The 25758-nt window shown below is 68.0% G+C and carries 20 protein-coding genes and 3 pseudogenes; 16 read left to right on the forward strand and 7 right to left on the reverse strand.

Going from position 1 to position 25758, the window contains the following annotated elements; translation table 11 throughout:
* Positions 1-246: 246 nt before the first annotated feature.
* Entirely contained in the window at positions 247-858 is a 612-nt protein-coding gene (locus tag OG905_RS38595) for a hypothetical protein (protein ID WP_328682858.1), read from the forward strand.
* Here OG905_RS38595 and OG905_RS38600 read toward each other — a convergent pair.
* The 4 genes and pseudogenes from OG905_RS38600 to OG905_RS38615 all read right to left on the reverse strand — a co-directional run.
* Positions 848-1252, reverse strand: a pseudogene (locus OG905_RS38600) (ISAzo13-like element transposase-related protein); the annotation flags it as partial. The gene OG905_RS38595 and the pseudogene OG905_RS38600 overlap by 11 nt on opposite strands.
* A 450-nt stretch (positions 1253-1702) precedes the next feature.
* On the reverse strand, positions 1703-2110 hold the full coding sequence (locus tag OG905_RS38605) for a nuclear transport factor 2 family protein (protein ID WP_328681888.1): 408 nt from the start codon (positions 2108-2110) through the stop codon (positions 1703-1705).
* A 319-nt stretch (positions 2111-2429) separates the two neighbouring features.
* Positions 2430-3284 (reverse strand): annotated as a pseudogene (locus OG905_RS38610) (IS3 family transposase); the annotation flags it as partial.
* A 56-nt stretch (positions 3285-3340) separates the two neighbouring features.
* Positions 3341-3646 (reverse strand): transposase, encoded by a 306-nt coding sequence (locus tag OG905_RS38615; RefSeq protein ID WP_267002932.1) that lies wholly within the window; start codon positions 3644-3646, stop codon positions 3341-3343.
* Between the two features lie 264 nt (positions 3647-3910).
* Here OG905_RS38615 and OG905_RS38620 point away from each other — a divergent pair, with 264 nt between their 5' ends.
* From OG905_RS38620 to OG905_RS38635, 4 genes are all read left to right on the forward strand, one after another.
* Entirely contained in the window at positions 3911-4888 is a 978-nt protein-coding gene (locus OG905_RS38620) for an alpha/beta hydrolase (RefSeq protein ID WP_328681894.1), read from the forward strand.
* Positions 4881-7343: a histidine kinase gene (locus OG905_RS38625; protein WP_328681895.1), complete on the forward strand. Its 2463-nt coding sequence runs from the start codon at positions 4881-4883 to the stop codon at positions 7341-7343. Before OG905_RS38620 ends, OG905_RS38625 begins: the two co-directional genes overlap by 8 nt.
* A complete protein-coding gene (locus OG905_RS38630; RefSeq protein ID WP_328681897.1) occupies positions 7340-8020 on the forward strand; it encodes a response regulator transcription factor in 681 nt (226 codons plus the stop codon). Before OG905_RS38625 ends, OG905_RS38630 begins: the two co-directional genes overlap by 4 nt.
* A 246-nt stretch (positions 8021-8266) precedes the next feature.
* Positions 8267-8416, forward strand: a complete 150-nt coding sequence (locus OG905_RS38635) for a hypothetical protein (protein WP_328681899.1) — start codon at positions 8267-8269, stop codon at positions 8414-8416.
* A 35-nt stretch (positions 8417-8451) separates the two neighbouring features.
* On the opposite strand, the gene OG905_RS38640 is transcribed toward OG905_RS38635, so the two are convergent.
* On the reverse strand, positions 8452-8841 hold the full coding sequence (locus tag OG905_RS38640; RefSeq protein WP_328681901.1) for a hypothetical protein: 390 nt from the start codon (positions 8839-8841) through the stop codon (positions 8452-8454).
* On the opposite strand from OG905_RS38640, the pseudogene OG905_RS39285 reads away from it, so the two are divergent.
* The 5 genes and pseudogenes from OG905_RS39285 to OG905_RS38660 form a co-directional block, all read left to right on the forward strand.
* Positions 8764-9042: pseudogene (locus OG905_RS39285) on the forward strand (alpha/beta hydrolase); the annotation flags it as partial. The gene OG905_RS38640 and the pseudogene OG905_RS39285 overlap by 78 nt on opposite strands.
* 50 nt (positions 9043-9092) lie before the next feature.
* Positions 9093-9464 carry an alpha/beta hydrolase gene (locus OG905_RS38645; protein WP_328681903.1) on the forward strand — a complete coding sequence of 124 codons (372 nt, stop codon included), beginning with the start codon at positions 9093-9095 and terminating at the stop codon, positions 9462-9464.
* A gap of 625 nt (positions 9465-10089) precedes the next feature.
* On the forward strand, positions 10090-11136 hold the full coding sequence (locus OG905_RS38650; protein ID WP_328681905.1) for an alpha/beta hydrolase family protein: 1047 nt from the start codon (positions 10090-10092) through the stop codon (positions 11134-11136).
* Between the two features lie 281 nt (positions 11137-11417).
* On the forward strand, positions 11418-12626 hold the full coding sequence (locus OG905_RS38655; protein WP_328681907.1) for a glycosyltransferase: 1209 nt from the start codon (positions 11418-11420) through the stop codon (positions 12624-12626).
* 514 nt (positions 12627-13140) lie between these two features.
* Positions 13141-14058 carry an SMI1/KNR4 family protein gene (locus OG905_RS38660; protein ID WP_328681910.1) on the forward strand — a complete coding sequence of 306 codons (918 nt, stop codon included), beginning with the start codon at positions 13141-13143 and terminating at the stop codon, positions 14056-14058.
* A gap of 54 nt (positions 14059-14112) precedes the next feature.
* Here OG905_RS38660 and OG905_RS38665 read toward each other — a convergent pair whose 3' ends face one another.
* Entirely contained in the window at positions 14113-16116 is a 2004-nt protein-coding gene (locus OG905_RS38665) for a hypothetical protein (RefSeq protein ID WP_328681913.1), read from the reverse strand.
* Positions 16117-16417: 301 nt separating this feature from the next.
* A complete protein-coding gene (locus OG905_RS38670; protein ID WP_328681915.1) occupies positions 16418-16588 on the reverse strand; it encodes a hypothetical protein in 171 nt (56 codons plus the stop codon).
* 486 nt (positions 16589-17074) lie between these two features.
* Between OG905_RS38670 and OG905_RS38675 the strand changes: the two genes are divergently transcribed.
* The 6 genes from OG905_RS38675 (at position 17075) to OG905_RS38700 (ending at position 25727) form a co-directional block, all read left to right on the forward strand.
* Positions 17075-18244 carry a hypothetical protein gene (locus OG905_RS38675; RefSeq protein ID WP_328681917.1) on the forward strand — a complete coding sequence of 390 codons (1170 nt, stop codon included), beginning with the start codon at positions 17075-17077 and terminating at the stop codon, positions 18242-18244.
* Complete coding sequence (locus OG905_RS38680) at positions 18241-20556, forward strand: hypothetical protein (protein ID WP_328681918.1); 2316 nt, start codon at positions 18241-18243, stop codon at positions 20554-20556. Before OG905_RS38675 ends, OG905_RS38680 begins: the two co-directional genes overlap by 4 nt.
* A gap of 10 nt (positions 20557-20566) precedes the next feature.
* Positions 20567-21379: an AAA family ATPase gene (locus OG905_RS38685; protein WP_406301132.1), complete on the forward strand. Its 813-nt coding sequence runs from the start codon at positions 20567-20569 to the stop codon at positions 21377-21379.
* Positions 21376-23862 carry an SAV_2336 N-terminal domain-related protein gene (locus OG905_RS38690; protein ID WP_328681919.1) on the forward strand — a complete coding sequence of 829 codons (2487 nt, stop codon included), beginning with the start codon at positions 21376-21378 and terminating at the stop codon, positions 23860-23862. The genes OG905_RS38685 and OG905_RS38690 overlap by 4 nt, the downstream gene beginning before the upstream one ends.
* A gap of 736 nt (positions 23863-24598) precedes the next feature.
* Entirely contained in the window at positions 24599-24949 is a 351-nt protein-coding gene (locus OG905_RS38695; RefSeq protein WP_328681922.1) for a hypothetical protein, read from the forward strand.
* 361 nt (positions 24950-25310) lie between these two features.
* Positions 25311-25727: a peptidase inhibitor family I36 protein gene (locus OG905_RS38700; RefSeq protein WP_328681925.1), complete on the forward strand. Its 417-nt coding sequence runs from the start codon at positions 25311-25313 to the stop codon at positions 25725-25727.
* The last annotated feature ends 31 nt before the right edge of the window (positions 25728-25758 follow it).

Consider the following 25758-nt stretch of genomic DNA (forward strand, 5'->3'; position numbering starts at 1 on the left):
CCCGCCTGAGAAACCGCGCCGACAGGTGCGTTGGGGGATCCCCCGTAGCAGGAACAGGCACGGGCCTTGGTGATCACAGAGTTGCGACGCTCCGTGATCACCAAGGTGGCCTGTGCCTGTGCTGCCGTCAGAAGCCGTTGTTGAACCGGATGTGATCGTTGAGTTCCTGCTGGTCAGGCATGGTTTCGGTCGGGGTGAGGGATGGTCTCGACGTTCTGTTTCTGCTTGATCGTCGAGGGGTGCGCGATGGCGTCGATGCTGGGGTTGCTGGAGGCGCGGGAAACGGCTGCCCGTGAGCGGGTGGAGGCCCTGCGGGAGGAAGCGGCCCGTATGGCCGCGGCGCTGGAGGCCGCCGAGATCGAGTGGGACCGGCGGGTGATCGCGCGTGAAGAGCTCGTCGACGCCCTGGCCGCGTCTGCTGAGGAGACCACCGCCGCGGCGGAGGCCGAAGGCGAGGAAGTGCTTTCTCCTGTGCCGGTGTCCGCGTCGGTGCCGGGAGCGGTCGTGCCGCCCTGGAGGGAGGGGCTGTCGGTGTCGGTGCTCTCGCTGGACAACCAGCGGATCCTGAACGTGCTTCAGGACCGGCCGGGCCACGAGCCGGTGCGGGCCAAGGACATCGCGGCGGCCCTCGGGATCGAGGCGTCGGTGGCGGCGAAGGTCGAGGGAGTGCGGTCGAAGGCGAACGCCTGGGCGAGCGCGGATGGTTGCTCCAGGAGGCGTCGGGGGCGAGCGCCGGCCGTCGGCTCGTGGCCGGGCCAGCCGGCGGCTCATCCGCGTGATCATCGAGAACAGGATCATCGCCTCGCTGGTCGCGGTCAGCGTCTCGTAGTCCCGGCACAAACGGCGCGTCCGCACTGACCCGGTGCCCGGCCCGGGTCAGTTCCCCCGCGAGTGCGCGGGTCGACTTCAGCGTCCACCGCAGCGGCGACATCGGATCCCCCCGCACATCCGGCTCGACCGGCGCCAGCAAGGCCCGCCGCAGCCCCGGATCGAGTTCCGCGACCCGTTTGCGACCTCCTCCCGGCCGCCGCACCCGCCCCAGGGGCTCCTCACCGGCCTCCAGCTCGAATACGCCCTTGCGGACCGTCGTCTCGCTGACCGCGGCCGCCCGCGCGACGGCCCGAACACCGCCGTGACCGAGCACCCGGGCCTCGGCAGCCATCATCAGCCGCCGCTGTCGCTCGTCCAGATGCGGGAACAACACCGCGAATTTCACAGTGAGTCGGTCACGAACCTCGTCCGGGATGCGCATACCACATCAACGAGCTCCAGCACGGGAAGCAACACCTTGATTCCCTGCAAGCCCTTAGGCTCTTGAGCCGTGACGCGATAGTTGGAACCGGCGAGACGTGTTGGCCTGGCTGTTCTCGTTATGCGTGACACGGTTGTTGGAACTGATTTGCCAAGATTCTTGGAACCAAGTGGTCACTCGTCATTCTTGTTGGAACCAGTTCCGAAGATGCCGATGCGGTAGCGGAGACGACTGCGCTCCTGGGGACATGGAAGAGAGCGGTGGTCAACGCAACAAGACTCATCCTGCCGGTCCGAGTGCGACCGCTCCGTTGTGCTCACACCTGATCTCCTGGGAGAGCTTGCTCCGCCCTGAGCCCGTTGATGGCGGCAGCCCGGGAACGGGTCGCCGCCGGCCAAGGAGCGGCCGAATGGTCAGCGCATCGTTGCGGCGGGAACTGCTCGGACGTCCTCAGCTCATCACCTCGGGCGCGAAGTAGTCACGCAGTCGAGCGATCTTCCCGTCGCGGATGCGAAAAATCTGTACCAGCGAGACAGCCACGTCATCTCCGTCCCCGTCGAAGACCGTGTCGATCTCGGCGATGAACACGTCGGGATCGGAGGTGGTGTGCAGCACGTATCCGGACTTCTCAAGGCTCGGCGAGCGGTCGTCCTTCACCTGTTGCTCGTAGTACGCCGCCATCGCGCGACGGATCTCCTCGCGCCCCACCAACCTCCTGGGGAAGGTGGCGCCGGCGGGCATGAGCGGCGCCTCGAAGACGCCGTCCGCGGTGAAGTTCCCGGCAAGGGCATCGGCATTCCGGGTCATGGCACCGGCGTAGAGGTAACCCTCGAAGATCTCCTGCGGCGTTCGGGACACTGCGGCCTCCCTGGACGGTGGCCGCGCGATTCCGTGACGGCCTTGAAGAACCAACGTAGAAAAATCGAGGCCGGAAAGAATCACGCCGGAGAGCCAACCCGAGCAGTAGCTCTTAAGGACTAGAGGCCGCCCCAGGAGCATGGCAGTACGCCTCATGCGTGACCTGAGCTGCACATTTAGCGCAAGAGATGGGTGCGCCACACGCATACACCCTTCGGCCCGAGAAATAAGGGGTTCCTTTATGCACGGGCCGCGGGAGACCGATCTGAAGGGTAAAGCTAACGAGTGAAGTTCCCCCCTGATCCTGGACAGCGGATGGTTACGCTGCGGGGGTGAGGTCGTGGGTCGTCAGGGCTCTGGTTTCGAGCGGGGTGACGTAGCCGTACACCGGGTGCTTGCGCAGGCGGGTGCGGTTGTACTCGACCTCGATGAAGCGGAAGACGTCGGCGCGGGCCGCTTCGTGGGACTCCCAGACGCTGGTCCCGATTTCCGCTTTCAGTAATCCGAAAAAGCTTTCGGCTGCGGCGTTATCGTAACACGAGCCTGTTCTGCCCATACTCTGCCTCAGCTTCAACTCCCGTATCAGCGTGCGGTATTCATGTGATGTGTATTCCGAGCCGCGATCCGAGTGGGCGATGCATCCCTCTTTCAGGGCCCCGCGGCCGGCGGCCATTTCCAGCGCGTCGGCGACGAGCTCGGCGCGGTGGTGGTCCGCCATCGCGTAACCGATCACCTCGCGGGTGGCCAGGTCGATGACGGTCGCCAGATACCACCAGCCGGCCAGCGTCGGCAGATACGTGATGTCCGATACCAGCTTCGCGCCCGGCTCGGCCGCGGTGAAGTCGCGTCCCACCAGGTCCGGCGACGGTGCCGCCCTCCTGTCGGCCTTGGTGAGGTTCCGGCGCTTGCGGCGGGTGATCCCGCGGATGTCGTGCTCGCGCATCAGCCGCTCGACCTTCCGGTTGATCAGGCGTCCCCGGCGGCGCAGGGCAGCGGTGATCCTCGGTGCCCCGTAGGCATGGCGCGAGGCGCTGTGGATCTGCCGGATCTCCGCGACCAGCGTGTCCTCCTCGCGGGCCCTGGCGGCGGCGCTCGGACGTGCGGCGAGGTAGGCGTAGTAGCCGGAGCGGGAGATCTTCAGGGCCCGGCACAGCAGCGAGACGCTGTAACCGTCCGGGCAGGTGGGGCCGACCTTCTCCGCGTCGACGAACGCGTAGCGCGCGGCTACGCCTACTTCGTCTTGTGGTTCGCGAAGAAGGCGGTCGCTTTTCCCAGCACCTCGATCGTCTGCTCCATCTCACGGACCTTGCGACGCAGTCGCACCAGTTCCTCGCGCTCGGCCGTGGTCAATGCTCCCGCCGGCCCCTGGCCGCGGTTGGTCTTGTCCTGGTTGACCCAGTTCCGCAATCCCTCGGCGCTGACTCCGATCTCCCGGGCGACCTCGGTGACCGTCTTGCCCGACGAGTGCACCAAGGCGACCGCGTCGCGCTTGAACTCGGGCGTGTACCGCTTGCTCGTGTTGCTCTTCTTGCTCACTACCTGGAACTGCTTCCTCCGGGACCGTCCGTCCCAGTATCAGGCTGTCCAGGCCACGGGGGGAACTTCACTTCCATACCTTTCCCCAGACTCAGGACACTACTGCAGCACCACCTTGGCGCCGCGTTCCCCGCTGAATGGTTCGCTTTGCGACGCCGCGTCATACCTGAGAGCCAGACAGGAAGGTGGCTCCGCAGCGTGAGGCTGACCAGCAGGTTCGCTCCGTAACTTCCCCTCCAGATGAACGTCTGGAGGGGAAGTATCGTGAGCGTCCGAACCCGAGTTGCCCGGCTACGGCGGAGCGTACTGGCGGCGATGATCACCGCCGCGCTGTGCGGTCCGGTTTGGGCTGCTGCTGAGCCCCGCACTCCCGCACCGGCCCCGGCTGCGCTGCCCGCCCTCTCCGCCGAGAGTCTCGACGCCCGCTACACGGCCAACCGCGGCAACATCGCCGAGGCTGCGGAGATGGCGAAGGCAGCCGGTGATGTTCCGCGGGAGCGCGCGCTGCGTGCCCTGGCCGCTCCCGGCCGGCACTTCCTGTCGTTCGACGGCCGGGGCGAGGGCCGCGCGGTCGAGGTGCTCGGTGACCTGGCCGCCGCCGACCGGATATCGATCCTGGTTCCTGGTTCGGACACCACCCTGGACACGTTTGACGGCCCGTCCTCCAGGATCGGCGGGGCGGCCCGCTCGCTCCAGGAGCAGATCCACCGCCAAGCCCCTGAAGCCAAGGTCGCGGTAGTCGCCTGGCTCGGATATACCCCGCCCAAGACGATCAGTACGGATGTGCTGACGACCACCCGCGCCGAAGATGGAGCACGCGAACTGCGTGGCTTTGTTTCCGCCCTGGAGCAGGCCAACGACGCCGCAGGGGTCTCGCTGATGTGCCACTCCTACGGATCTGTTGTGTGTGGCCGGGCGGCGAGCGGGCTCGAAGTCGCCGACATCGCCGTCTACGGCAGTCCGGGCACTGGCGCGGATTCGCTGGCTCAGTGGGGCACCGCCGCACGGGTCTGGGCCGCCCGAGGCGAGCAGGACTGGATCTCGTACGTGCCCAACGTCAGCGCCACGTTCCTTGGCACAACGGTCGGATTCGGCGCCGACCCCACCTCTGCTGCCTTCGGGGCCCGGGTGTTCGCCAGCGGTGCCGCGGGTCACAGCGACTACCTGGCACCGCACTCCGTGTCATTGAAAAACCTCGCTCGCATCGCGCTCGGAACGGCCCAGGAGGTGAGCGGTGACTGACCTTCTGAGCCGTGCCGCCCCCAGCGGCATCGGCACCACGCGGTCCGCTCGAGGAGTGGCCGATGCCGGAGCTGCTGCGCAGCATGACGGTCATGACCCGGCGTTGGAGACGCTCTGGGCCATCACCGTCGTAGGTGTAGTGGCGGGCAACTGGCTGCTGCACGGTGCCGTTGACGGCAGTCGGGGGCGGCTGGCGGAATTCAGTGAGCTGCAACACCTGGCCTGGCTCACGCCGGTGTCCTGGGTGGTGCCGCCCCTGGCGGTGTTGTTTCTCGTCCAAGTGCATGCCACCGCCAAGAGCTACGCACGGGCCCAGAGCCGAGGTGTCAGTTACCGCGAGTGGCTCGGTCGACGGCTGTCCCGGCTGTTCGGGCCCGTGGCATGGCTGCTCGGGCTCTGGACCCCGGCAGCGATCGTGATGCTGGCCCTCGGCGTCGACATCGGGATGCTCCTGGTGGAGTTGGACATCGCCCTGTCCCCGCTGTGGTTTCTCCCGGTCCTCGCCCTGTTCACCGCGGTGACCCCGATTGCCGCGCGCATCGGGCCGCTGTGGCCGATCGCCGTCGTCCTGCATGTGGACGTGATCCGCCTCGGTGTCGGAGCGCTGGACTGGCTCGGCTGGGTGAATGCGGTGGTCGGCTGGCTGGTGCCCTTCGGCCTGGGTGCGATGTGGGCACGGGACGGGTTCGGTACGCGGCGTGCCGGCTGGCTCCTGCTGACAGGGGGTTCTGCGGCCGCCGCAGGGCTGGTCGTCCGGGCTGGCGGTCCCGTGAGCACCTTCGGTGTGACAGGGTCGACGACCACAGGCCCGAACTTGGCCGCCGTGTCACTGGGGTTGGTGCAATGCGGTCTGGCCCTGCTCCTGTACGAGCCGCTACGCAGGGCCACTTCCAGGCGGACAGTCCGGATGACGGCCCGGGTGGTCGGCCGCGCGGATGCCGCGATCCTCGCCTGGCACCAGACCGCGATGCTCGCGGTCACCACCGACCTGCTGGCCCTTGGCCCCCTCCCTGGGCTGCACACCACAGTGGATGGCCCCCGCTGGTTGATCGCCCGCCTGTGCTGGTTCCCGGCCTTCGCTCTTGCCCTGGCCGTATGCCGAGCCGCGTTCTGCCCACCGGCAGGCGCGGACACGACCGCGCAGCTGGACTTTCCACGACCGGTAGGGAACAGACTGATGGATGAACTGGACCATACTGAGCGCATGGACACGGCTGTGAAGGGGGCAGTGCGCGGAGCACTGCACACCGTAAGGAAGGATCTGTTCACGCTGGCCCCGCAGCCGATGCCGCCCATGAGCGGGCCGAGTTCGCTGCGGTGGCTGCCGCATCTCGCAGTCGTCGCGGTGACGGTTCTAGCCGCGCACGGGGGCACAGAGGACATCTCGACGAGGCCCGTCGGGATGGTCCACGCGGCGCTGCTCGTGCTGGCGCTGCGCTGGCCGGTGCCGGCCTGGTGGCTGTCGCTGGTGATGGTGCCAGTGTTCTCGCTCCATCAGCCTTTCAGCGCGTACGAGGGGTGGGCGTGGGCTGTGCATGCCGGGCTGCTGTTCTTGATCGCGTTGCGCAACCCACTGCGGGTGATGGTCGAGACAGTGCTGCTGAGCACCGTGCTGCTGCTTGGGCTGCAGCTATCGGGTAGCGGGATCGGGCCCTGGCGCTTCGTCGTGATTGTTCTGGTGATGTTCGCTCTCGCCGTGGCCGCCGCGATCGGGGTGCGCAGGACCCGGGAGGTCCGCACCCGGCTCGCGGAGCAGGAGTCAGCCATCGTGCAGGAGCGGGCACGCCGCACCGTTCTGGAGGAACGCGCCCGCATCGCACGCGAGTTGCATGATGTGGTCGCCCACCATATGTCGGTCATCTCCATCCAGGCCGATGCCGCCCCGTACCGTGTCGCGGATCCGCCCAAGGAACTGGTCACGGCGCTGGCCGACATCCGCGCGGGCGCCCTGGAGGGGCTGGTTGAGCTGCGCCACCTCCTCGGAGTGCTGCGCTCCGAGGACCATCCCGACGGCAACGCTCCCGAGGCTCCGCAGCCCACCCTGGAACGGCTCGACGGCCTGCTCGCCAGCGTGCGTACGGCCGGGCTCGACGTGACAGTGGTGATCTCCGCCGCCCGCCGCCCGCTGCCCGAAGGCGTGGAACTGTCGGCCTTCCGGATCGTGCAGGAGGCGCTCAGCAACACACTGCGCCACGCCCCGGGCGCCACGGCCCGCGTCGAGCTCACTTACTCCCAAGACGCTCTTCACCTGCGGATCCTCAACAGCCCCGGACTACAGACCGCCCAGCCCTCACCAGGAGCCGGCCACGGCGTCCTGGGTATGCGCGAACGCGCCGCGATGCTCGGCGGAGAGCTCTCCGCAGGTACAACACCCCACGGCGGCTACGAGGTCACCGCACTGCTGCCGGTGCCTGCCGCCCCGACTGCTCGGACAGACAGGGAACAAACCGCATGACGATTCGAGTGGTGATCGCCGACGACCAGGCGATGGTCCGCGAAGCCTTCTCGGTGCTTCTCAACGCCCAGCCCGACATCGAAGTGATCACGACCGCCGTGGACGGCCTGGAAGCCGTCGCCAAGGCCGAAGAACTACGCCCCGACGTGATCGTCATGGACATCCGGATGCCCGGACTGAACGGCATCGACGCCACTCGCCAGATCACCGCGCAGGCCGACCTGCCCACCAAGATCCTGGTCCTGACCACCTTCAACCTCGACGAGTACGTGTACGAAGCGCTGCGTGCCGGCGCCAGCGGATTTCTCCTCAAAGACGCCTCGGGAGTCCAACTGGCCGAAGCCGTACGCACCGTGTCCGCCGGCGAAGCTCTGCTGTCTCCGGAGATCACCAAGCGGCTCATCACCGAGTTCTCCCGCCTGAGCAGCTCGAGCTCGGCGAAGCCACCCGCCCACGTACGGGTCGACGGGCTCACCAACCGCGAAACCGAGGTACTGACGCTCGTCGCCCAAGGGCTTTCCAACGCGGAGATCGCCGGCAAGCTGGTCGTCGCCGAACAGACCATCAAGACCCACATGGGCAGCATCCTGCACAAGCTCCAGCTGCGAGACCGCACCCAGGCAGCCGTCTTCGCCTACGAGACGGGCCTGGTCGCCCGAGGCCGCACCAACCTGTGACCCCACGGCGAGGCTGGGCCTCAGCGGAATCTGAGCCTGTGGCAGCTGATGTCTTATGCACCCCTGCCTGAGAGCCATTCCAAGGAATGGCTCCGTAGCGGGAGGCCGAACCAGGGGCCCGGTTTTTACCTTTATTGAGTGAGTTCGCCCTGGCCGCTTCACATGCGGTTCCCGAGGATGTTGCGGCTCCCAATCAGTCCAGCAGGCGGCCGAGTTCCGCCCACGTACAACCGCAGGAGCGCAGCCATGACCACGCACAGAAGTCCCACCGCACCGACCAGCGGGTCGGTCCGGATCCTGCGTGTCATCGCCGCCGTCCTGGCCTCGTTCCTCGCCTTCCTGGCCGTCGCCATCGTCCTCGGCGCGTGCTTTCCGGCCATCCCAAAGCCGGAGTGATCGGGCCGGTCCTGGGCGGGCAGTATCCCTTCCACCTAGCCCTGCTCGCCGTCGCGGCAGCCGTCCTCGCCGCGCTGGCCCGGCGTGCCGGCCTGGTGCGCTGGGGCCGCACGGTCACCGTCATCACGACGTTGTGCACCCTGGGTGCCCTGGCCATCGGCGGAATCCAGTTCCGTGCTGCGCAGAACGCCGGCGTCGACATCTCCTTGGGCCAGGCGTTCACCGAACTCGCCTATCCGGCAGCGAAGCCGGACGCAACCAAGACGTACGCCAGCCCCGAAGGCAAGCCACTTCAGGTGGACGCGTACCTCCCCAAGAAGAACCCGGGCAAGCAGGTGCCCGCCATCGTGCTCGCCCACGCCGACGGTTTCCACACCTTCGACAAGAGCGACCTGCGCGGCACCGGCGGCTGGCTGGTCGACCACGGGGTCGCCGTCTTTGCCGTCGACTACCGCCTCGCCGGCCCCGACCGGCCCACCTGGAACAAGGCCCCTCAGGACCTCGTCTCTGCCGTGCGCTGGGTGCAGAAGAACGCCGACGAGTACGGCATCGACAGCTCGCGGATCTCGCTCGGGGGCATGTCGGCGGGCGGCACCCTGGCGATGAACACCGCCTACCGCCTCCACAAACGAAACCATCAAGACCACCGAGGCACCCCCCCAAGCCTCTGGCCTCCGTGGTCGGCTTCTACCCCGGCGCCGACGTCACGCAGATGTGGAAGGACGATGTGGCCGGAACCCGCGAGGCCGCGGAAATGTTCACCGGCGGTACGCCGCAGCAGTACCCGGACCGCTACCGCGAGGTGTCCCCGACCTCCGACATCCACCCCGGCCTGCCCCGCACCTTGCTGGTGGTCGGGGACCGCGATCGCAGTGCCCGCCCCGAAACCATCACCGCCTTCGGCGACGCGCTCAAGAAGAAGGGCGTCGACACCGAGGTCAAGGAACTGCCCTTCGCCGAGCACGCCTTCGACGACGCCTACGGCAGCCTCACGTCCCAGACCAGCCGACAGATCCTGCTCGACTTCCTCACCAAAGACGCACGCTGACCTCGCCGTCCCGCCAAGCCCCCTGGCCGGCCCGTTCCGACCTGGGGCAGGGCCGACCCGGCCCACGTTCGAGGGGCACGCACAGCCCAAGGACTGTGCGTGCCGCTCCGCTCGCGCCGGGCGGGCGACCATCTGATTCGGGACGCTCCCGGAGCGCGTGTACATCAGAGCCGCGGCCCCGGTCTCCATAATCGTGCGGGCCCACCAGGCGCCGACGGAACGCATGCCTGCCGTGCTCCCGGGGGCCTCTAGTCCTTAAGAGCTACTGCTCGGGTTGGCTCTCCGGCGTGATTCTTTCCGGTCTCGGTTTTTCTACGTTGGTATTCCAAGGCCGTCACAGAATTGCGCGGCCACAGAGAGAAAGGTGATGGAAATGTCCGCACACAGTCGTGGAGCCGTTGCCGTCCTGCTTGCCGGCGCTGTCGCCGCGGGCGTGACCACCCTGACCGCTTGCAGTTCTGAGGATTCGGCCGCTGTGTCCTCCGCCTCGTCCTCTCACGCTACCGCTTCGGAGGACCGGAAGGAGGATTCGGCCGCCGTGCCCTCCCCCTCGTCCTCTCACGCTGCCGCTTCGGAGGACCGGAAGGAGGGCCTCGCACTTTCCGCCCCGACCGGTGAGTACGCGGTGAGCCGCGACTCGTTGCACCTTGTCGACAAGGGCCGCCGTGACCCCTGGGTGTCGAAGGCGGGCGACAGGGAGCTGATGGTGTCGATGTACTACCCGGCGCAGAAGGGAACCGGCAAGCCCGCCCCGTACATGAGCACCGAGGGGGCCCAAGCCTTCCTGAAGCAAATGAAGTTGGAGGTCCCCGCCAAGGTGCTCAGTGGCACCCGCACCCACACATACGCCGACGCGAAGCCCGAGTCGGGGAAGTTCCCGCTGGTCGTCTTCTCGCCTGGCTTCAAGACGCCGGGCGCCACTCTCACCGGCCTGGCCGAGGACCTGACTAGCCGCGGCTACGTCGTCGCGGTCGTGGACCACGCCTTTGAGGCTGCGGGCGTCGACTTCCCTGGCAAGGGCATCCTGCCGTGCACGGCCTGCGGGAAGGTCGGCCCCACCAGCTTCCAGCCCGCCGCCGAGGGCCGAGCCAAGGACCTCTCCTTCGCGCTGGACCAGCTGATCGGGAGCACGTCGCCCTGGAAGCACGCCGGCATGATTGACAAGGGCCGGGTCGGGATGGCCGGGCACTCCCTGGGCGGCGCTGGCACCGCCGCCACCATGGCCCAGGATCCGCGCGTGCGCGCCGGGGTGAACATGGACGGCCCGTTCATCGACTCCGGCAGCAAGTCCGGCCTCTCCGGGCGGCCCTTCCTGATGCTGGGCACCAAGGCCGACCACAGCCCCGGCAGCGAGGACAAGACGTGGGACGTGGCTTGGAAGAAGCTCGAGGGCTGGAAGCGCTGGGCCACGGTCGCCGGAGCCGACCACTTCGCGTTCACCGATCTGGCCCCGCTCGCCGGGCAGTTGGGCCATGACGACCCGAAGGGCCTGCCCGGCAAGCGAGCTGCGGAGATCACCCGTGACTACGTGGGCGCCTTCTTCGACGAGCAGCTGCGCGGCAAGGACGAGCCGTTGCTCGACGGCCCGAGCAAGGCCAACTCCGAGGTCACTTTCCAGCACTCCTCCACCCGGGATGCCAAGGACAACTCAGGCACTTCATCCCGACCCTGACTGCGGCTGCCTTCACACGACCGCGGTGCGGTCTCGGTCGTTCGGATACGCCTGGCCGGTCGTACGCGTGTGGAGGCGGAGCGCAGCCTGTCATGCCGCCGGGGGCGGATGGGACCGCTCGCTGCACTCGGCATCGCCGTTCGGGACCCGAGGCGGGCAAGTCGCCCTACTTCCATCTCCCGTTTAACGGTATATCGCATGGGGGATCTTGCCGCAAGCCCCCCATATCGGGTGAAGATGGCCCTCCGCGTCACGAGCGCGGCAAGAGTATGGGAGTGAACATGCGGGTGCTGTTGTCCACTATCGGATCGCGCGGAGAGGTCCAGCCGGTGATCGCTCTGGCCGTGCAGCTGAAGGAATTGGGGCAGGAGGCCGTGGTTTGCGCACCTCCTGATTTCCAAGAGTGGGCCAAGTCGCTGGGGATCACCTACGTCCCGGTCGGCCCGGAATTGCACGCCACAGCCAAGCGGCCGGCAGGGGCAGTGCTCACACCCGAGCAGCGGCGACAGATGATCGAGGGCACGGTTGCGGATCAGTTCGCGGCGGTGGGTTCGTCCGCCGAGGGATGCGGGATGATCGTGGGAGGCGGTGCTCTGGCGATCGCCGCCCACTCGGTGGCCGAGCAGCGAGGTATCGGCTACGTGTACGCCGCGTTCGCACCGATCACGTTGCCCTCGCCGCACCACGCGCCGCCCGTGTTCGGATTGCTGGGAGAAAAGCCGACGGACAGCCCCGTCGACAACCAGACCCTGTGGGCCCAGGACGCACAGCGCTGGAATGTCATGTGGAGCGCGGCACTTAACGCACAGCGAGAGGCTGCCGGGCTCGCCCCGGTGAGCGATGTAAGCCGTCATATCTTCACCGACACCCCGTGGCTGGCCGCCGATCCGACCCTGGCACCGTGGCCCGAGCCATCGGAGCTGAACGTGTTCCAGACCGGGGCGTGGACGCTGACGGATCACCGGCCGCTCTCGCCCGAGCTGGAACAGTTCCTCGACGCTGGCGAGCCACCGATCTACTTCGGATTCGGCAGCGTACGCGCCCCCGAAAGCATCGCCCGGAAGATGATCGCAGCCGCCCGCGCACTCGGCCGCCGCGCGATCCTCGCCCGCGGCTGGGCCGAGCTGTCTCTCGACGAAGCCGCGCCCGACTGCCTGGCAATCGGAGACGTGAACCAGCAAGCGCTGTTCCAGCGGGTCGCCGCAGTCGTGCACCATGGTGGGGCGGGCACGACCACGACGGCCGCCGCAGCCGGGGCGCCCCAGGTGATCGTCCCGCAGATGTTCGATCAGTTCTACTTCGCCCGCCGCGTCGACCAGCTCGGAATCGGCAGCGCCCTCGCGGTCAGCGACCCGACGGCCGACTCCCTCACCGCAGCGCTGGGCCGAGCCCTCGCCCCCCAGGTGGTCGAGACCGCACACACTCTGGCAGGGCGGGTGCGCACCGACGGTGCACTGACCGCAGCCCGCCGAATGATCGAGAGGCAGTAGCACCCGCTCGCGCCCGCCTTCTCCGGCCAGCAGCACTCTCTCCTCTATCATCACTGTCCGTATTTGACAGCGGCAAGACGCTTCGTAGACAGACCGCTGGGCTTTGGAGGAGATATGCCCGAAGGGGACCTGCTGAGTCAACTCCCCGAGGTGTCCGGGGGCATAAAGGCCCTCGGCGACGGTGAGGGTGCGGCAGCAATCGTCACATCAAGCAAAGCTGCCGTGCCGGCTACCCGGCCGGCACCCGCATCACCGTGCGGCGCGAAGGCGTTCAACTACCATGCGGTAGCTACACATTGCACCGCCAACGGCCACCGCGGCGCCGAAGGCGGCGACGGCTTGGATCGGCTCGCTTCGCCCCCGTAGTCAAAGCCCCACCAGAAGACCCAGCAGTCGGGGGCTGACCCGGATTGCAGCCCGGCCCGTCCGGCCGGGCTCCGATACAGGCCAGCCGGCCGCCACGGCTCCGGGGTCTGAGAGTCTTGGGTATCCGGCTACTGACGAGGAGCAGGCGATGGCTGTTGAAGTACCGGCGGATATACAGGCGCGCTGCAAAGGGCTGGGGAAAGGTGTCGGCTACGCCCTGAAGGTGCTGTGCGCGCAGCTTGAGGACGACCCCCTGCTGGGCAGCCCCACGGGTGACCGGTCGCTCTACATCGCGCAGATCGACGGCGAGACCTTCGAAGACTGCCCGGCGCTGACCGTGCACTACGCCTACGGCCCTCCGCTACTGGAGGAGGGACAGTTACAGATCAGGGGTATCGAAGAGACGCATCCGGCTGCCGTCGAGCCGAAAGAGGAGGCCGTCGCGGCTCCAGATCCCCATCAGGAGGAGATCGAAGCGCGGCAGGTGACGGACGCGTGGCGGCGCATTGAGGCGTGGCTGTGTGAGCATGCTTCCGCCTCATGCGATCTGCTCAAGCCAGGCGCCTCGGAGGGTGAGATAGCCGCGCTGGAAGAAGCGATCGGCGTGCGCGTCCCGGCGTCCTTGAAGGCGCTGTGGCAGCTTCGCGCAGGCCACCTAGATGAGCCTGGGGCCGGGTTCCTCCCCGAGTACAACTGGGCGCTGATGGATCTCGACGCGGTGGCCCTGGTCTACCGGGAGCGCATGGAACTCCAGCGGGACTGGGGAAGTGACGAGCCCTTCCTTTGGAAGCCCTCCTGGATTCCCTTCTGCGCGTGGAGCACGCACGACTTCACCTCCGGCCTCTACCTTGATGCCGAGAGTGGAGAGGTCTGCCGCTGGTCTGAGTCGATCGACCGTCGTACCGAGTTCGAGTCGCTGACGGCCTTCCTGGAGGGGATGGCGGATGCTCTTGAGGTGCCCTCTCTTGCCACATGGCCTAAGCCCGGACTGCTGAACGGCGGCCTTGTGTGGGGGCCACCAGGTGATGCGAACGAAGAGGCATTGTGGCGGCCGTGGAACGGATGACATGAGTGAGGGGGACCGGCCGGTGCCGGTCCCCCTCACTCATGTCAGGTCGTGTCAGCCGACCTTGCGCCAGGCGCAGGTGGTGTCGGCATACGCGCAGTGCTCGAAGCCGGGGTTGCTGACGAAGAATCCGTCATTGTCCAGTAGACGCCAGATGGCGGGGTTGAGCTTGTTGAATGCCTTCCGGTTCTGGGTTGACTCGATTCCGGCCCGCCCGCACCGCTCCTTCCAGGCGGGCCCGTTCGTGGCCGTCCGGGTGTCTGCGAGGAGGCCGAAGTTGGCGCTGCCGTCACCCAGCTTGTCCGTGAAGAGCTGGGCACACTGGTCCCCGGAGGACACCTGGTTGACGCCGCCGGGGAAGCCGCCGCTCTCGTGGGTGGAGGCCATGGCGTACTCGTCGCAGTCCATCGTTCCCACGGAGGCGTCGGCGCGGTGCGCCGCCCAGCTGCTCGGGCAGACCTTGTCACGGCTGTCATCCGACGTCCACGGCTTGCCGTCGGGCCGGGTCGCGGTGGTGTCCGGGCCGAGATAGTGCAGGAGGGAGTCCCACTTCACCGAGCCGGCGTGGTCGGGCATCTTCTCCTGCATCAGCCAGTAGTACGCACCGGCCGCCGGGTACAGGTTGGTGTCGACGGTGTACGTCGGCTTGAAGAACGGCAGCACACAGCCGGGCGCCACACCCTTGAGGATGTCGTCGCAGCGCGGGGCGAGTTCCCTGACGCGCACGTCACCGCTGGTGCCGAAGTTGGCTGTTGCGGGGTTTCCGCCGGCGTCCACGGTGGCGGTGATCGACCATCCAAGGTCGATGATCTCCTTGCCCGTGCCGGACCAGGTGGTCTGGATGGTTCCCCACCGGCCGCCGTACCGGCCGTCCATCTCGATGGGCCAGTACGCATCACCACCCGCTGGGTTGTTCTGGTCGTCCGCCCACCTGATGTTCGACGTCACACAGGACTTACACGTCGACCCGACGTTCCACTTCATGCGGACGCCCTTGAGGACGGGGTCGATGTGCGTCGGTACCAGCATGATCTGCTGGTCGAACTCGGCGAAGTTAGAGCCGCTGTCGCCCTTCTTCGGGTAGGTCTTGATGCGCTGCTCGATGTTGAAGGTGGCGGTACCCAGCGCGGGCTTGTTCGGGTCGGTGTCGGTGAAGATCAGTGTGCCGCTGCCGATGGTCTTCATGCAGGCTTCGGTGCGGCTCATGTAGTCCTTGCCGGACGGCTTGTCGTAGCACCAGTCGACCAGATCGACGCCCGGGCCCAGCGGCGCGGACGCCCGGAGCGCGTTCCTGGCCTTCTTGGACGGCGGGTTCAGCTCGACACACAGCTTGTGCCCCTGTGCGTCAGGCTTGCCGCACGTACGCTTCTGAGTGGGGGCCTTGAGGGTCGTGCCGTCCTTGCGCAGGGTCGGCAGCGCCGGGCCCGGGTCGGTACGCGTGAACTCGATGATCTTCTGCGCGACCGGGTCGATCGTCGACGATGCCTGCGGCGCAGGGAACTTCACGTAGGGCTCGATGCGGAAGTTGGCCCACGGTGACCAGGTTGTCTCGTACAGGCTGCCGTCAAAGGCGTTGGTGTGGAACGTGTAGGTCACGCCTGGCTTCAGCTTCCCGTACGGGACGGGGACGGACGCGGGCTTGCCCGACGCCACATAGCCCGATACCAGAACGCCGTACGGGTTGGCGTCGGTCAATTTGACCTGGGTCTTGGGCTTGCCGTTGGCGTCAGTTGTCCACACCTCGAAGGTCAGGGTGCTCTTGTCGCCGTCTGCGTCGGTGACTGTGTTACTTAAGATGGTCTCGGGTGTGATGACGCGCCATGTGCTGCCACTCTTCTTGAACTGCGGCCCGGCTGAGGGGTTCTTGCCCGATACGGGGCGCGATCCGGCGGCTGTCGCGTCTTCGGGCCCGGCTGCTGGACGCGATGCCGGAGGAGCGGAAGGGGTAGGACTCGGCGTGAAGCCGGCGGCTGACGCCGTTCCCACTCCCGCGAGCAGAGCGAGGACGGCGCCTGCGGCCACGTGCCGCACCGCCGACAGGGTGCGTATGCGTCTCAACTTCGAATCCTCCTTGAGGGTACGTATGTTCGACGCAAGCTCATCAGACACATCCCCAAGGCCAATATGGCCAAGGACACGGTTTACCCCACACCCAGAAAGTCCAGCCAAAAGCCCCAACCTCGCCCGAACTCCGCCACGCCCACACACCGGTGACCGCCCATCAGAGCGCAATAGGCGACGCCCGCGGTGCAGTAGCTGAAGGTCCCGTCCAGCAGCATGTTCAACAACAGGAACGCAGGTGCCACGCCCAACTCCCGGGGCGTGGCACCTGCTCCCTTTTCGCTACCGGCCGCGCCGTCTACGCGTGCATTGACGTGGAACCCGGATGGGGTACCCGCTCTGCCGCAATCGTCTTGGCGAAGGCTGCCGTGCTGGCCACAGCCCCCAACTGGGCGAGGATCTCCTTGGGCAGCAGGTCTTCCTTGCCTTTCAGGGCGTCAGCGACATCCTGCGCGGACGAGAACACCATCGGCGCGGCGATTGTCCTGAACGATCCGCGTTAGGTTGCAGCGCCGTCCCCGTCGCGGGTGCCATCCTCACCGGCCTGACCGGCACCGGTGCCAGCATCCCCGTGCTGCGCCCCCTCATCCGATGAACCTCCACGACGGCAGGTCGACCATCGGCCGAAGGTCCGCTTTCGGTGGGTATAGATGCTGGTGGCTGGGTGGTTGGGGTGCTCGGGGGCGGGTGCTTGAAGTGGTGTTACGGGCACGGCCAAGCCGTGATGCAGACGAGGAAGCCGCTCTCCCGCCCGCGAGATCCGTAGCAACCAATGGCCACAGCTTCCCGACACAAGGGACGCAGCGAGTCTCAGCAGCCGCGCCGTGCCGAGAAGACAGCGTCGAACTGGTGCCGTGCGGCGAAGGCCGATCCGTACCAAAACGGCGTTGACCGCGCGAAGAACCACTAGCATCGGTTTACTGTCGCCGAGGCGGCAACGCGATGGGGGAGACGCGTGGAACGGGCGGTTGTCTTCGTGCATGGCACCGGGGTGCGTGCCGACAAATACACCAGAACTTTCAGCACCGTCCGCGACGCGATACGGGCGACATCACCCGGGCGGGAAGTCCGCGGCTGCTTCTGGGGTGCGCAGGAAGGCGCCCGGCTGCTGTTCAACGGCGCTTCCATCCCCGGTTACGCGGACTCCGGCGGAGGAGCGGACGAGAAGGCCGACGAGGACATCGCCCTGTGGGGCGTGCTCTACACCGATCCCTGGTACGAGTTGCGGCTGCTCGGCCTGGGTGCCCCACCAGTGGTCCGGACCGTGCCCGGTCGGTTACCGCCGGCCGAGGAGTTCCTCACTGCGATCAGGAGCCTCACCCCGTCTGCGGAGCTTCTCGCGCTGCTTGCCCGGCACGATCTCGGCGGGTTTTTCACCGAAGCTGTTGTCGCCCTCCGCGGCTCCCCCGAGCTTGAGGAGGCCGCTCGTACCGCCGACACAGGTGGCCACGAACACCGCCACGCCGCCGCCCGCGCGCTCACCGCGCACACGCTCGCAGCAGCCGCCGAGCGCCGCGACACCGCTCTCACCGGTCTCGCGCGCGATGCCCTTGCCACCCGGATCAGCGCTGAACTCGGTGGTCAGGCACGCTCGTTGGCGGAACGCCTGAAGCGAGCCAGTGCACACGGGCTCACCTGGCGGGTGCACCGCAGGCGTGGCTCGTACACCGATCACGGGTTCGCATTCGCCGCCGATATCCTGCGCTACCAGGCACGCGGCGACGGGGTGCGGAGCCTGCTGCGCCGTACCGTCGAGGACACGCCGGGCGACCGGATCACCGTGATCGGGCACAGCCTGGGTGGAATCGCCGCCGTCGACCTGCTGGCGCTGGCGTCCGTCCCGCGGGTCGACCAGCTCATCACCGTGGGCTCGCAGGCCGCGTTTTTCTACGAGACCGGCGCTCTGGTCTCCCGAGAGCACCCGGACCTCCTGCCGCCCTACTTCCCCGAACGCTGGCTCAATATCTACGACCCGCGCGACTTCCTCTCCTTCCGTGCCACCGATGTCTTCCGCGGCCGGGTACGGGACGTCCGCGTCGACAACGGACAGCCTTTCCCCCAGGCACACAGCGCCTACTGGGACAACAATGCAGTCTGGGACGCGGTCCGGACGTGGCTGGGGTGACCACGGAGAACGACCATGCGGTCGTGGTCGGCCTGGAGCAGTACGGGGTCTGGCAACTGCCCGGCCCGGCCGCCGATGCGCTGCGTTTCACCCGTTGGCTTCGCCGCAGGCGCGTGCCCGCCAAGAACATCCAGCTGTGGCTAGCCCCGCTGAGCGGTGACGGCCTGCGTGCCCAGGCGCAGGCGCTGGGGGTGCGGTACAACGAGGCCGTCTCCCGCGACCAGTTGATGGACGTCTTCCGGGACGGTCCGAGACCCGGCGGAGACGGTGGCACGCTGTACGTCTTCTGGGGCGGTCACGGCGTGATGGCCCGCAATGACCAGCGGTTGCTGTACTGCCCCAACTCCACCTGGGAGGACCGGCGCTGCCTCAACTTCACCAACCTGCGCGAATACCTCACCAGGCATGAACTTACCGGGTTCCGGCGCCAGGTCTTCCTCGTCGACTCCTGCGCCACCTACTACGAACGGCTCAACAGCGGTGACCCGGACCCGGCCGTCGCCTACTTCCCCGAACCCCAGCGCATTCCGGGCGTCGAGCAGTTCATGCTGTACGCCACCCGCGCAGGCGAGGCTGCCGACAACCCTGGAGAGGGCCTCTTCTCCCAGGCTGTGCTCGACCACCTGGAGGCCGCCGCCACCGATCCCGCGCGGGATGTTGACCTGGCTGCCCTGACCGGCCACCTCGCCGCCCACTTCCGGCAGCTGGCCATCGGCAAGCCCTCCGTCGCCCTTCCCACCGCCGTCCACGTCCGGCACCTCAGTGGCGATGAGGAGCAGCTCCACCGCGCCGCGCTCCCGGCCCCGCCCGCCACGCCCGACTTCCGCGACTTCGCCCTCACCGTCCGCACCGCTTTCGCCGATGTCGGCGAGCTCGCCAGGCACGCCCAGCACTTGGCCGCGGAGTGTCCGGCGTCTGGGGTTCAGGGGCAGGCCTCGGCCGACGAGGTGGCCTGCGCGCTCTACACCCATCCCAGGGCCATGGCCGCGTTCACCGAGAGCCTGCACCGGGCGGGCAGCCCGTACGCGAACCAGATCCGGGAACTGGGCGCGACCCGCAACCTTCCGGGCCTGTTGTCGCCGATGGAGTACGAGCGGCTGTTGCAGATCCTGCGCGGCCTGCCCGAGCTGTCCGGTCCGCAGGTGCTGGCCTGCCTCCAGGCCGCCCTGCCGTGGGTCATCCTCCCGGATCTCCCGGCCGAGGAGGACTCGTACCAGCGCCTGGTCGCATGGGTACGGGAACTCGAGAAGCGCCGCCTGGGAAAGTACCCTCCACTCGTCCATTTCACCGAGTTCCTCGCAGCCCTCGTGCCCGAGTCCGACGCGGAAGCGCTGCGTGCGTGGGGGCTCGAAACCGTGCTGCGTGTCGGCGGCAGCGCCGAAGTGGCCGCCAGCTGGCGGGATGAGGCCCGGCAGTGGGCCGCGACCCGCCCGGCCCTGGGCCGCGGCCGGGTCGTCGTCCAGCTGGACGCTGGCGCGGGCGCCGACTGGGACGACGCCGCAACGTACACCTGCGCGGTGTGGTCGGACATCGGCGACGGCCAACTCGTGCCCGGATCGTCGAGCGGGGGCGGGGGGCACACCGCCGCGCAGGTGACGCGACTGGTCGCCGAGGCCGTCGACACGCTCGGCGCCACCAGCCCGGTCGTCGAGATCCTCGTTCCCCTGGAAGGGCTCGCCGTGCCGGTCGACACCTGGCACTGCACCGTTCCCGGACGCCGCGCACCGAAACTCCTGGCCGTCGACCACCCAGTGGTGCTCCGCTGCGCAGCCGCCGCCGGCTCCTACAGGGGCCGCCGGTTGGCGCCGGGGGCCCCCGTCGTGCTCACCGACCTGCACCGCGACGGCTGGGCCGCCCACGGAGCGCTCCAGGCCGACCAAGCCCGCGGGCTGGCCCTGATCACCGCCGAGAAGCCCTACCGGTTCGATATGGCGTGGCTGGCCGTCGAGCTGGGCTACAGGGTGGTGCTCTGGGAACGTGAACTCCCGGGCCCGTTGGGGGAGGATTTCTTCCACCCCTTGTTTCCCCGCGGCGCCGCCCTCGGCGCTCTGCCTGACCGGATCCGCGCCTACCGGGCCAAAGCGCTCGTGGACCCGGCCGCGTGCCCCGGCCGCCTCTCACTCGTGTACGACGATCCGAGCCTGCCACTGCCGGCTGTCCTGCCCCTGACCCAGGAGATCACCGCCGATGAACAGCAACGAGAGTGTGGACTGGCGCATCTTCCGGAGCCGGAACGGTCGACCGACCACCTTCCCCGAACCGCCCCCGTGGCGCCGGTTCGCGACCGTCCGCCCCTCACCGGTTCCGTCTGAGCGCGCGTATGTGCTCGGCGAGTTCGAGATCGAAGTCGTCAACGCCGCCCTCTACCTGCGCCGCCCGCTGCTCGTCACCGGCCTGCCCGGCACCGGCAAGTCCTCGCTGGCCCATGCCGTCGCCGGGGAACTGGATCTCGGGCCGGTGCTGCACTGGCCGGTCAACAGCCGCTCCACGCTGCAGGACGCGCTCTACCGCTACGACGCCATCGGACGCCTTCAGGAGACCGAACCCGGTGGCGAGCGGCCCTACATCGGCACCTTCGTACGGCTCGGCCCGCTCGGTACGGCCATGGCCCCGTCGGACCGGCCACGGGTACTACTGGTGGACGAGCTCGACAAGGGAGACGTCGACCTGCCCAACGACCTGCTGACCGTCTTCGAGGAGGGCAGCTTCGAGATCCCCGAACTGGCCCGGCTCCCCGAGGAACAGCCGGTGATCGACGTCCTCACAGCGGACCGCGGAGCGCGCACCGGCGTCGAGCGGGGCATCGTGCGCTGTACCCAGTTCCCCGTGGTCGTCATCACCAGCAACGGCGAGCGTGACTTCCCGCCCGCCTTCCTGCGCCGCTGCGTACCGCTGCACCTGACGCAGCCGGACGGGGAGCGGCTGCGGCAGATCATTTCCGTACGACTGGGCGAGGAGGCGCTGGACGGAGCCGACGACCTCATCGAGGATTTCCTGCACCGCCGGGCCTGGGGCGAGCTGGCTACCGACCAGCTGCTCAACGCCGTGTTCCTGCGTGCGGGCGGGGCCCGGCTGGCGGACGGGCTGCTCGATACCGTCCTGCACAAACTCAGCGGGACAGGCGACGCCGAGTGACCGCGCCGCTCGGACGGCTGCAGGCGGCTTTCGCCGCCGCAGGAGTCGAGCTCGACGGCCCGGAGCTGGCCGACGCCCTGTGGCTTGCCGCACGGCTGCCGACCGGAGCCGCGGCACCTGTGGCGCGGGCTATCGCTGCCGCCCGTCCGCCCACCCAGGAGTCCCACCAGTCGTTCCCCGGGTCCGCACTTCCCCCCCGGGACGCGGCCCCGGCCGTAGGGGCGCATGCCGCACCTCCGGCGTACAGCACTGAAGAAGAGTCCGGCCGCGGCGCAGTCCGGACCGGCCCGGGGACAGCCAAGCCCGTACGGTTGCCCGGGCCTCGCGCCCTGTCCCGGCAGCTCAAGCTGGGCCGAGCCCTGCGTCCACTGAAGCGCAGTGTCCCCGGCATGTCCGGCCGGGAGCTCGACGAGGCAGCGACCGCCGCTGCCCGCGCCGACACCGGCGTCCCGTACGTCGTGGACCGCCCGGTCCCCGAGCGCTGGCTGCGGCTGGTCCTGGTCGTGGACGACGGCCTGTCCATGCAGCTGTGGCGGGGCCACGCCCGCGAACTGCAGTCCTTGCTCGAACGCTGCGGCGCCTTCCGAGAGATCCGCACAGTCCCCCTGGACCGCGCCCTGCAACACCCGTACGCCAACCTGTTCGACCCGACCGGCCGCACGATGGTCCTCGCCCTCACCGACGGCACCCGCACCGTCTGGACCGACGGCCGCGTGCGCAGACTGCTCAACCACGTGGCCCGGCTCGGCCCGACCGCCGTCGTCCACACCCTGCCCCGCCGCATGTGGCCCGGCACCTTCCTCACCGCCGATACCTGGCACGTGGCCCAGCACCGCCGCGGCTCGCCCAACGTCACCTGGACGGTCACTCACCCAGCGCTTCCCGGCACCCCGCTCCCCCCAGGCCGCACGCCCATCCCCGTGCTGGAAACGGCCCCCGCCTCCCTGGCCGCCTGGACCAAATCCTTGACCGCCATCGGTCGTCTCACACCGCTGTCGTTGTGGACCCCACCCACCGCTTCCGGCAGCCTCTCACCCCGCCCTGCACTGTCGGTCACCGACTTCCGCCGCACCGCCTCCCGGGACGCCTACCGGCTCGCCGCCCACCTGGCTGCTTACTCCCCGGTGACCGTCCCCGTCATGCGCCTGGTCCACGCCTGCCTACCCGGTGCCCACGGCCCGGCCCCTTTGGCCGAGGTACTCCTCGGCGGCCTGCTCAAGCCACTCGACGACGTCGAAGTGCCAGCCTTCGAGTTCACCCCGGACGCGCGCTACCTGCTCCTGGAAGCGGTGCCTACGGCCGAACTGGTCGAGACGGGGCGCCGTGTGGCAGGCCGGATGGCCGACCTCGTCGGACGATCCTCGGACTTCCCGGCCTGGATCGCCACCCCGGCGGAGGGCAGGCTCGACGAGGGCTCGCAGCCGTTCGCCCGCATCGAGGCGGGGGCGGCGGGACGCCTCGGAATCACCCGGCCCCCTCACACCCCGCTGCCCAAGGACAGCAGTGGCGCCCCCCAGCCCGCGGGTAAGCGCCGAGAGCCCGAGTGGATGCACCCGCTGGGATCCAGTGGCGGCTTGGCGTCGTTTTTGGCTACCGACGAGGACACGGTGTACGTCAGCGACACGGAACATGTGTGGGCGGTGCAGGCAGGTTCCGGCCGCGTGCGTTGGAAGCGACGCCTGCAGTACCCCTCGGCTCCGTCGGTAGCGAATGGAGTCGTGTATGTCAGCGATACGCAGCGCCTGTACGCGCTGGATGCGCGGGACGGCAGCGAGACGTGGTCTTGGCCCACTGGGGAGTGGGAGACCTCGCGCCCGGCTGTGGCTGACGGTGTGGTCTACGTGGGTGGGGAGACTGGCCTTTGGGCAGTGGATGCTGAGACAGGCGAGCCCTGCTGGTCCAGCCCGTTTCGCACCCTTGGCAAGGTGCAGGCGGCGCCTGCCGTTGCTGATGGCCTCGTCTTCGTCGCCAGCTATGACCACCGGCTGCGTGCACTGGAGGCAGGCACTGGACGCCTGCGCTGGACCTTTGAGGCTGGCGGCGCTTTCTTGCACGCTCCTGTCGTCGCTAACGGCGTGATCTATGCACCGAGCAATGAACGGTTGTACGCGCTTGAGGCAGACAGCGGGGAGCTGAGGTGGTCGCACGAAGGCTGGTGGTGGTCGCCCTCGGTGGCCAACGGCCTGGTCTGCGTGGGGGGCGTGGAACAGTTCGTAGCGCTGGATGCGTCGACGGGTGTCAAGCGCTGGGCTCCTGCTGAGGGTCGGGTCGGAGGCAACACGGTGATTTCCGGCGGGGTCGTGTACGCAGCGCACGGCGCCTACGTGTGGGCCCTGAACCTGGAAACCGGCGAAGAACGCTGGACTTTTTACACGGGGGGCGGGCTCGTTTGGTGGGCACCAGTCGTGAATCAGGGAAGGGTATACGTCGGCATCTCACACACCCCACAGAACGAGGCGCTTCTTCTCTCCATACGAGCCTGACAACCCGTGGCGGGGTGATACGCCGTCATGAACTCACAGACCGGAAGTGGGAGTTGCTTGCTCAGCTGATACCGAGGGCCGCCACGGGTTGGCCGCGGTGATCTGCGCCGACGAGCTGGGGCCAGTGATCCCGCGAACCTTCCCGCCCGCACCCACCTGGTCACCGGGCGGGCACGGGATCAATGCGGAACTTGACTACAGCCGCGGACCGGAGAAAACCTGGGTCTACGGCGGTCTGCGACCAACCGACGGCCAGGCAGTCACGATGACCCATCCTCTCGCAACAGCGTCTTCTACCAGCAGTTCCTGCAATGGCTCGAGCAGGCCCACCCGGACGGGGAGATCTGGATCGTCACCGACAATCTGTCCAGTGACAACAGCCTGTCCACTCGGACCGGCTGGTGGCGCATCTTCCGCAAAGCCACCCTCGCCGGCCGTTCATTCGCTACCCGCGATGACATCGACCAGGCCACGGCCCTGGCCACCGACCAACTCAACTCCCGTGCCAGCCCTTGGTCTGGGGCAGACCCACACCGCCAACTCGCTTACTACGGCGCCGATATGTGTACATCCTTTGAGGAATTCAGCACTAGGAGCAACAGGGCTTACAGACCTGTGGAGGCGCTGCCCGCTCCTGCGCTGGTCTCGTGCCGTCTATTCGGCTGCGGGCTACTCAGGACGACCTAGGTACTCGCGCCCAAGCGGAGCGCGGTACCTGCTGCCTAGCATCCCGAGTATGAGTTCCGTTGAGCAGATGGCCGGATCGAGTGAACAGGTGGCGGCGCGGCAGCAGTCGCGGGGTACGACGTCGCTTGTACTGGGTGCTGTCGCCGTCGCGATGATGGTCTGCCCCTTGCTGCCCGTCCCGGTCCCGATGTGGGTCCGCCTTCTTCCCGTGTACTTCTTCGTGCCCGTGGGGATCTCTGCGGTCGTCTCAGGCATCGTCGCTCTGCGCAGGATGCGGGGCCGGGAGGGAGCCGATCGCTTCCGGGCGCGGGCGGGTGTCGCGCTCGGCGCCGCGGCCGTCGTGATTCCGCTGGCCGTGATCGTCTGGGCGATCTGGGCGCTGAGCCAGGTCTACAAGTAGACGGCGATCAGCTTTGAGGTCCAGAGATGGGTTCTGATTACTGGGCGAAAGAGCTGAACGCCTTTTCCGAGGAAGCATCTGACGGCCCCTTGGGGTTCCCCAAGTTCGGCCTGCGCACGACCTATCCCGCTCGGGAGGTGACTGACTGGGAACAGCCCCGTGATCCGCACGCCGCACCTATGCACACCCCGGCAGGCCGCCAGGCATAGGAGACGGACGCGGTTGGTCCCAGAGAGCCCGCGGCGAAGGTCAGGGTGATCGTTTCTGCGGTGAACTTCGTGACCCGGGAGGGTGAGCGCGCCCGGTCTGGGGGGTGTGGAGCGGTGCGGGGCGCGCTACCTGTATCCGTGTGATGACAACCATGACGCGTTCCGCGGTAGCCGCAGTCCTTGCTCTGGTGCCGTTGAGCCTGCCGTCGTCGGCTCAGGCCACCGGTACGGTGATGAACCCCGGCACAGCTACGACAACCTCCACCGTGCGTGCGGTGGCCTGCCCCGATGGCTACGTCTGCATCTACCCGGACATCAACTTCGGAGGGCAGCCCTGGGTCCGTCGGGCGGCTGACGGGAGCGTGAAGGACCTGCCCTCACAGATCCGCGACGACGGCAGCTCCATCAGGAACAACTCCGGCAAGACCGCCCGCGTATACGAGAAGCGCAATCACCACGGACGGTGGGTCTGTGTCACCCGGAGCGGCGGCTCCATCCACGACCTGCGCTCCTACAACCTCAACGACCAGACCCGCTCACTGAAGATCAACAACAACGACTGCGGCTGAACACGGACACAGTTCCTTCCAGTTGGGGTGC

The organism is Streptomyces sp. NBC_00322 (assembly GCF_036147535.1).
Taxonomy (GTDB): domain Bacteria; phylum Actinomycetota; class Actinomycetes; order Streptomycetales; family Streptomycetaceae; genus Streptomyces.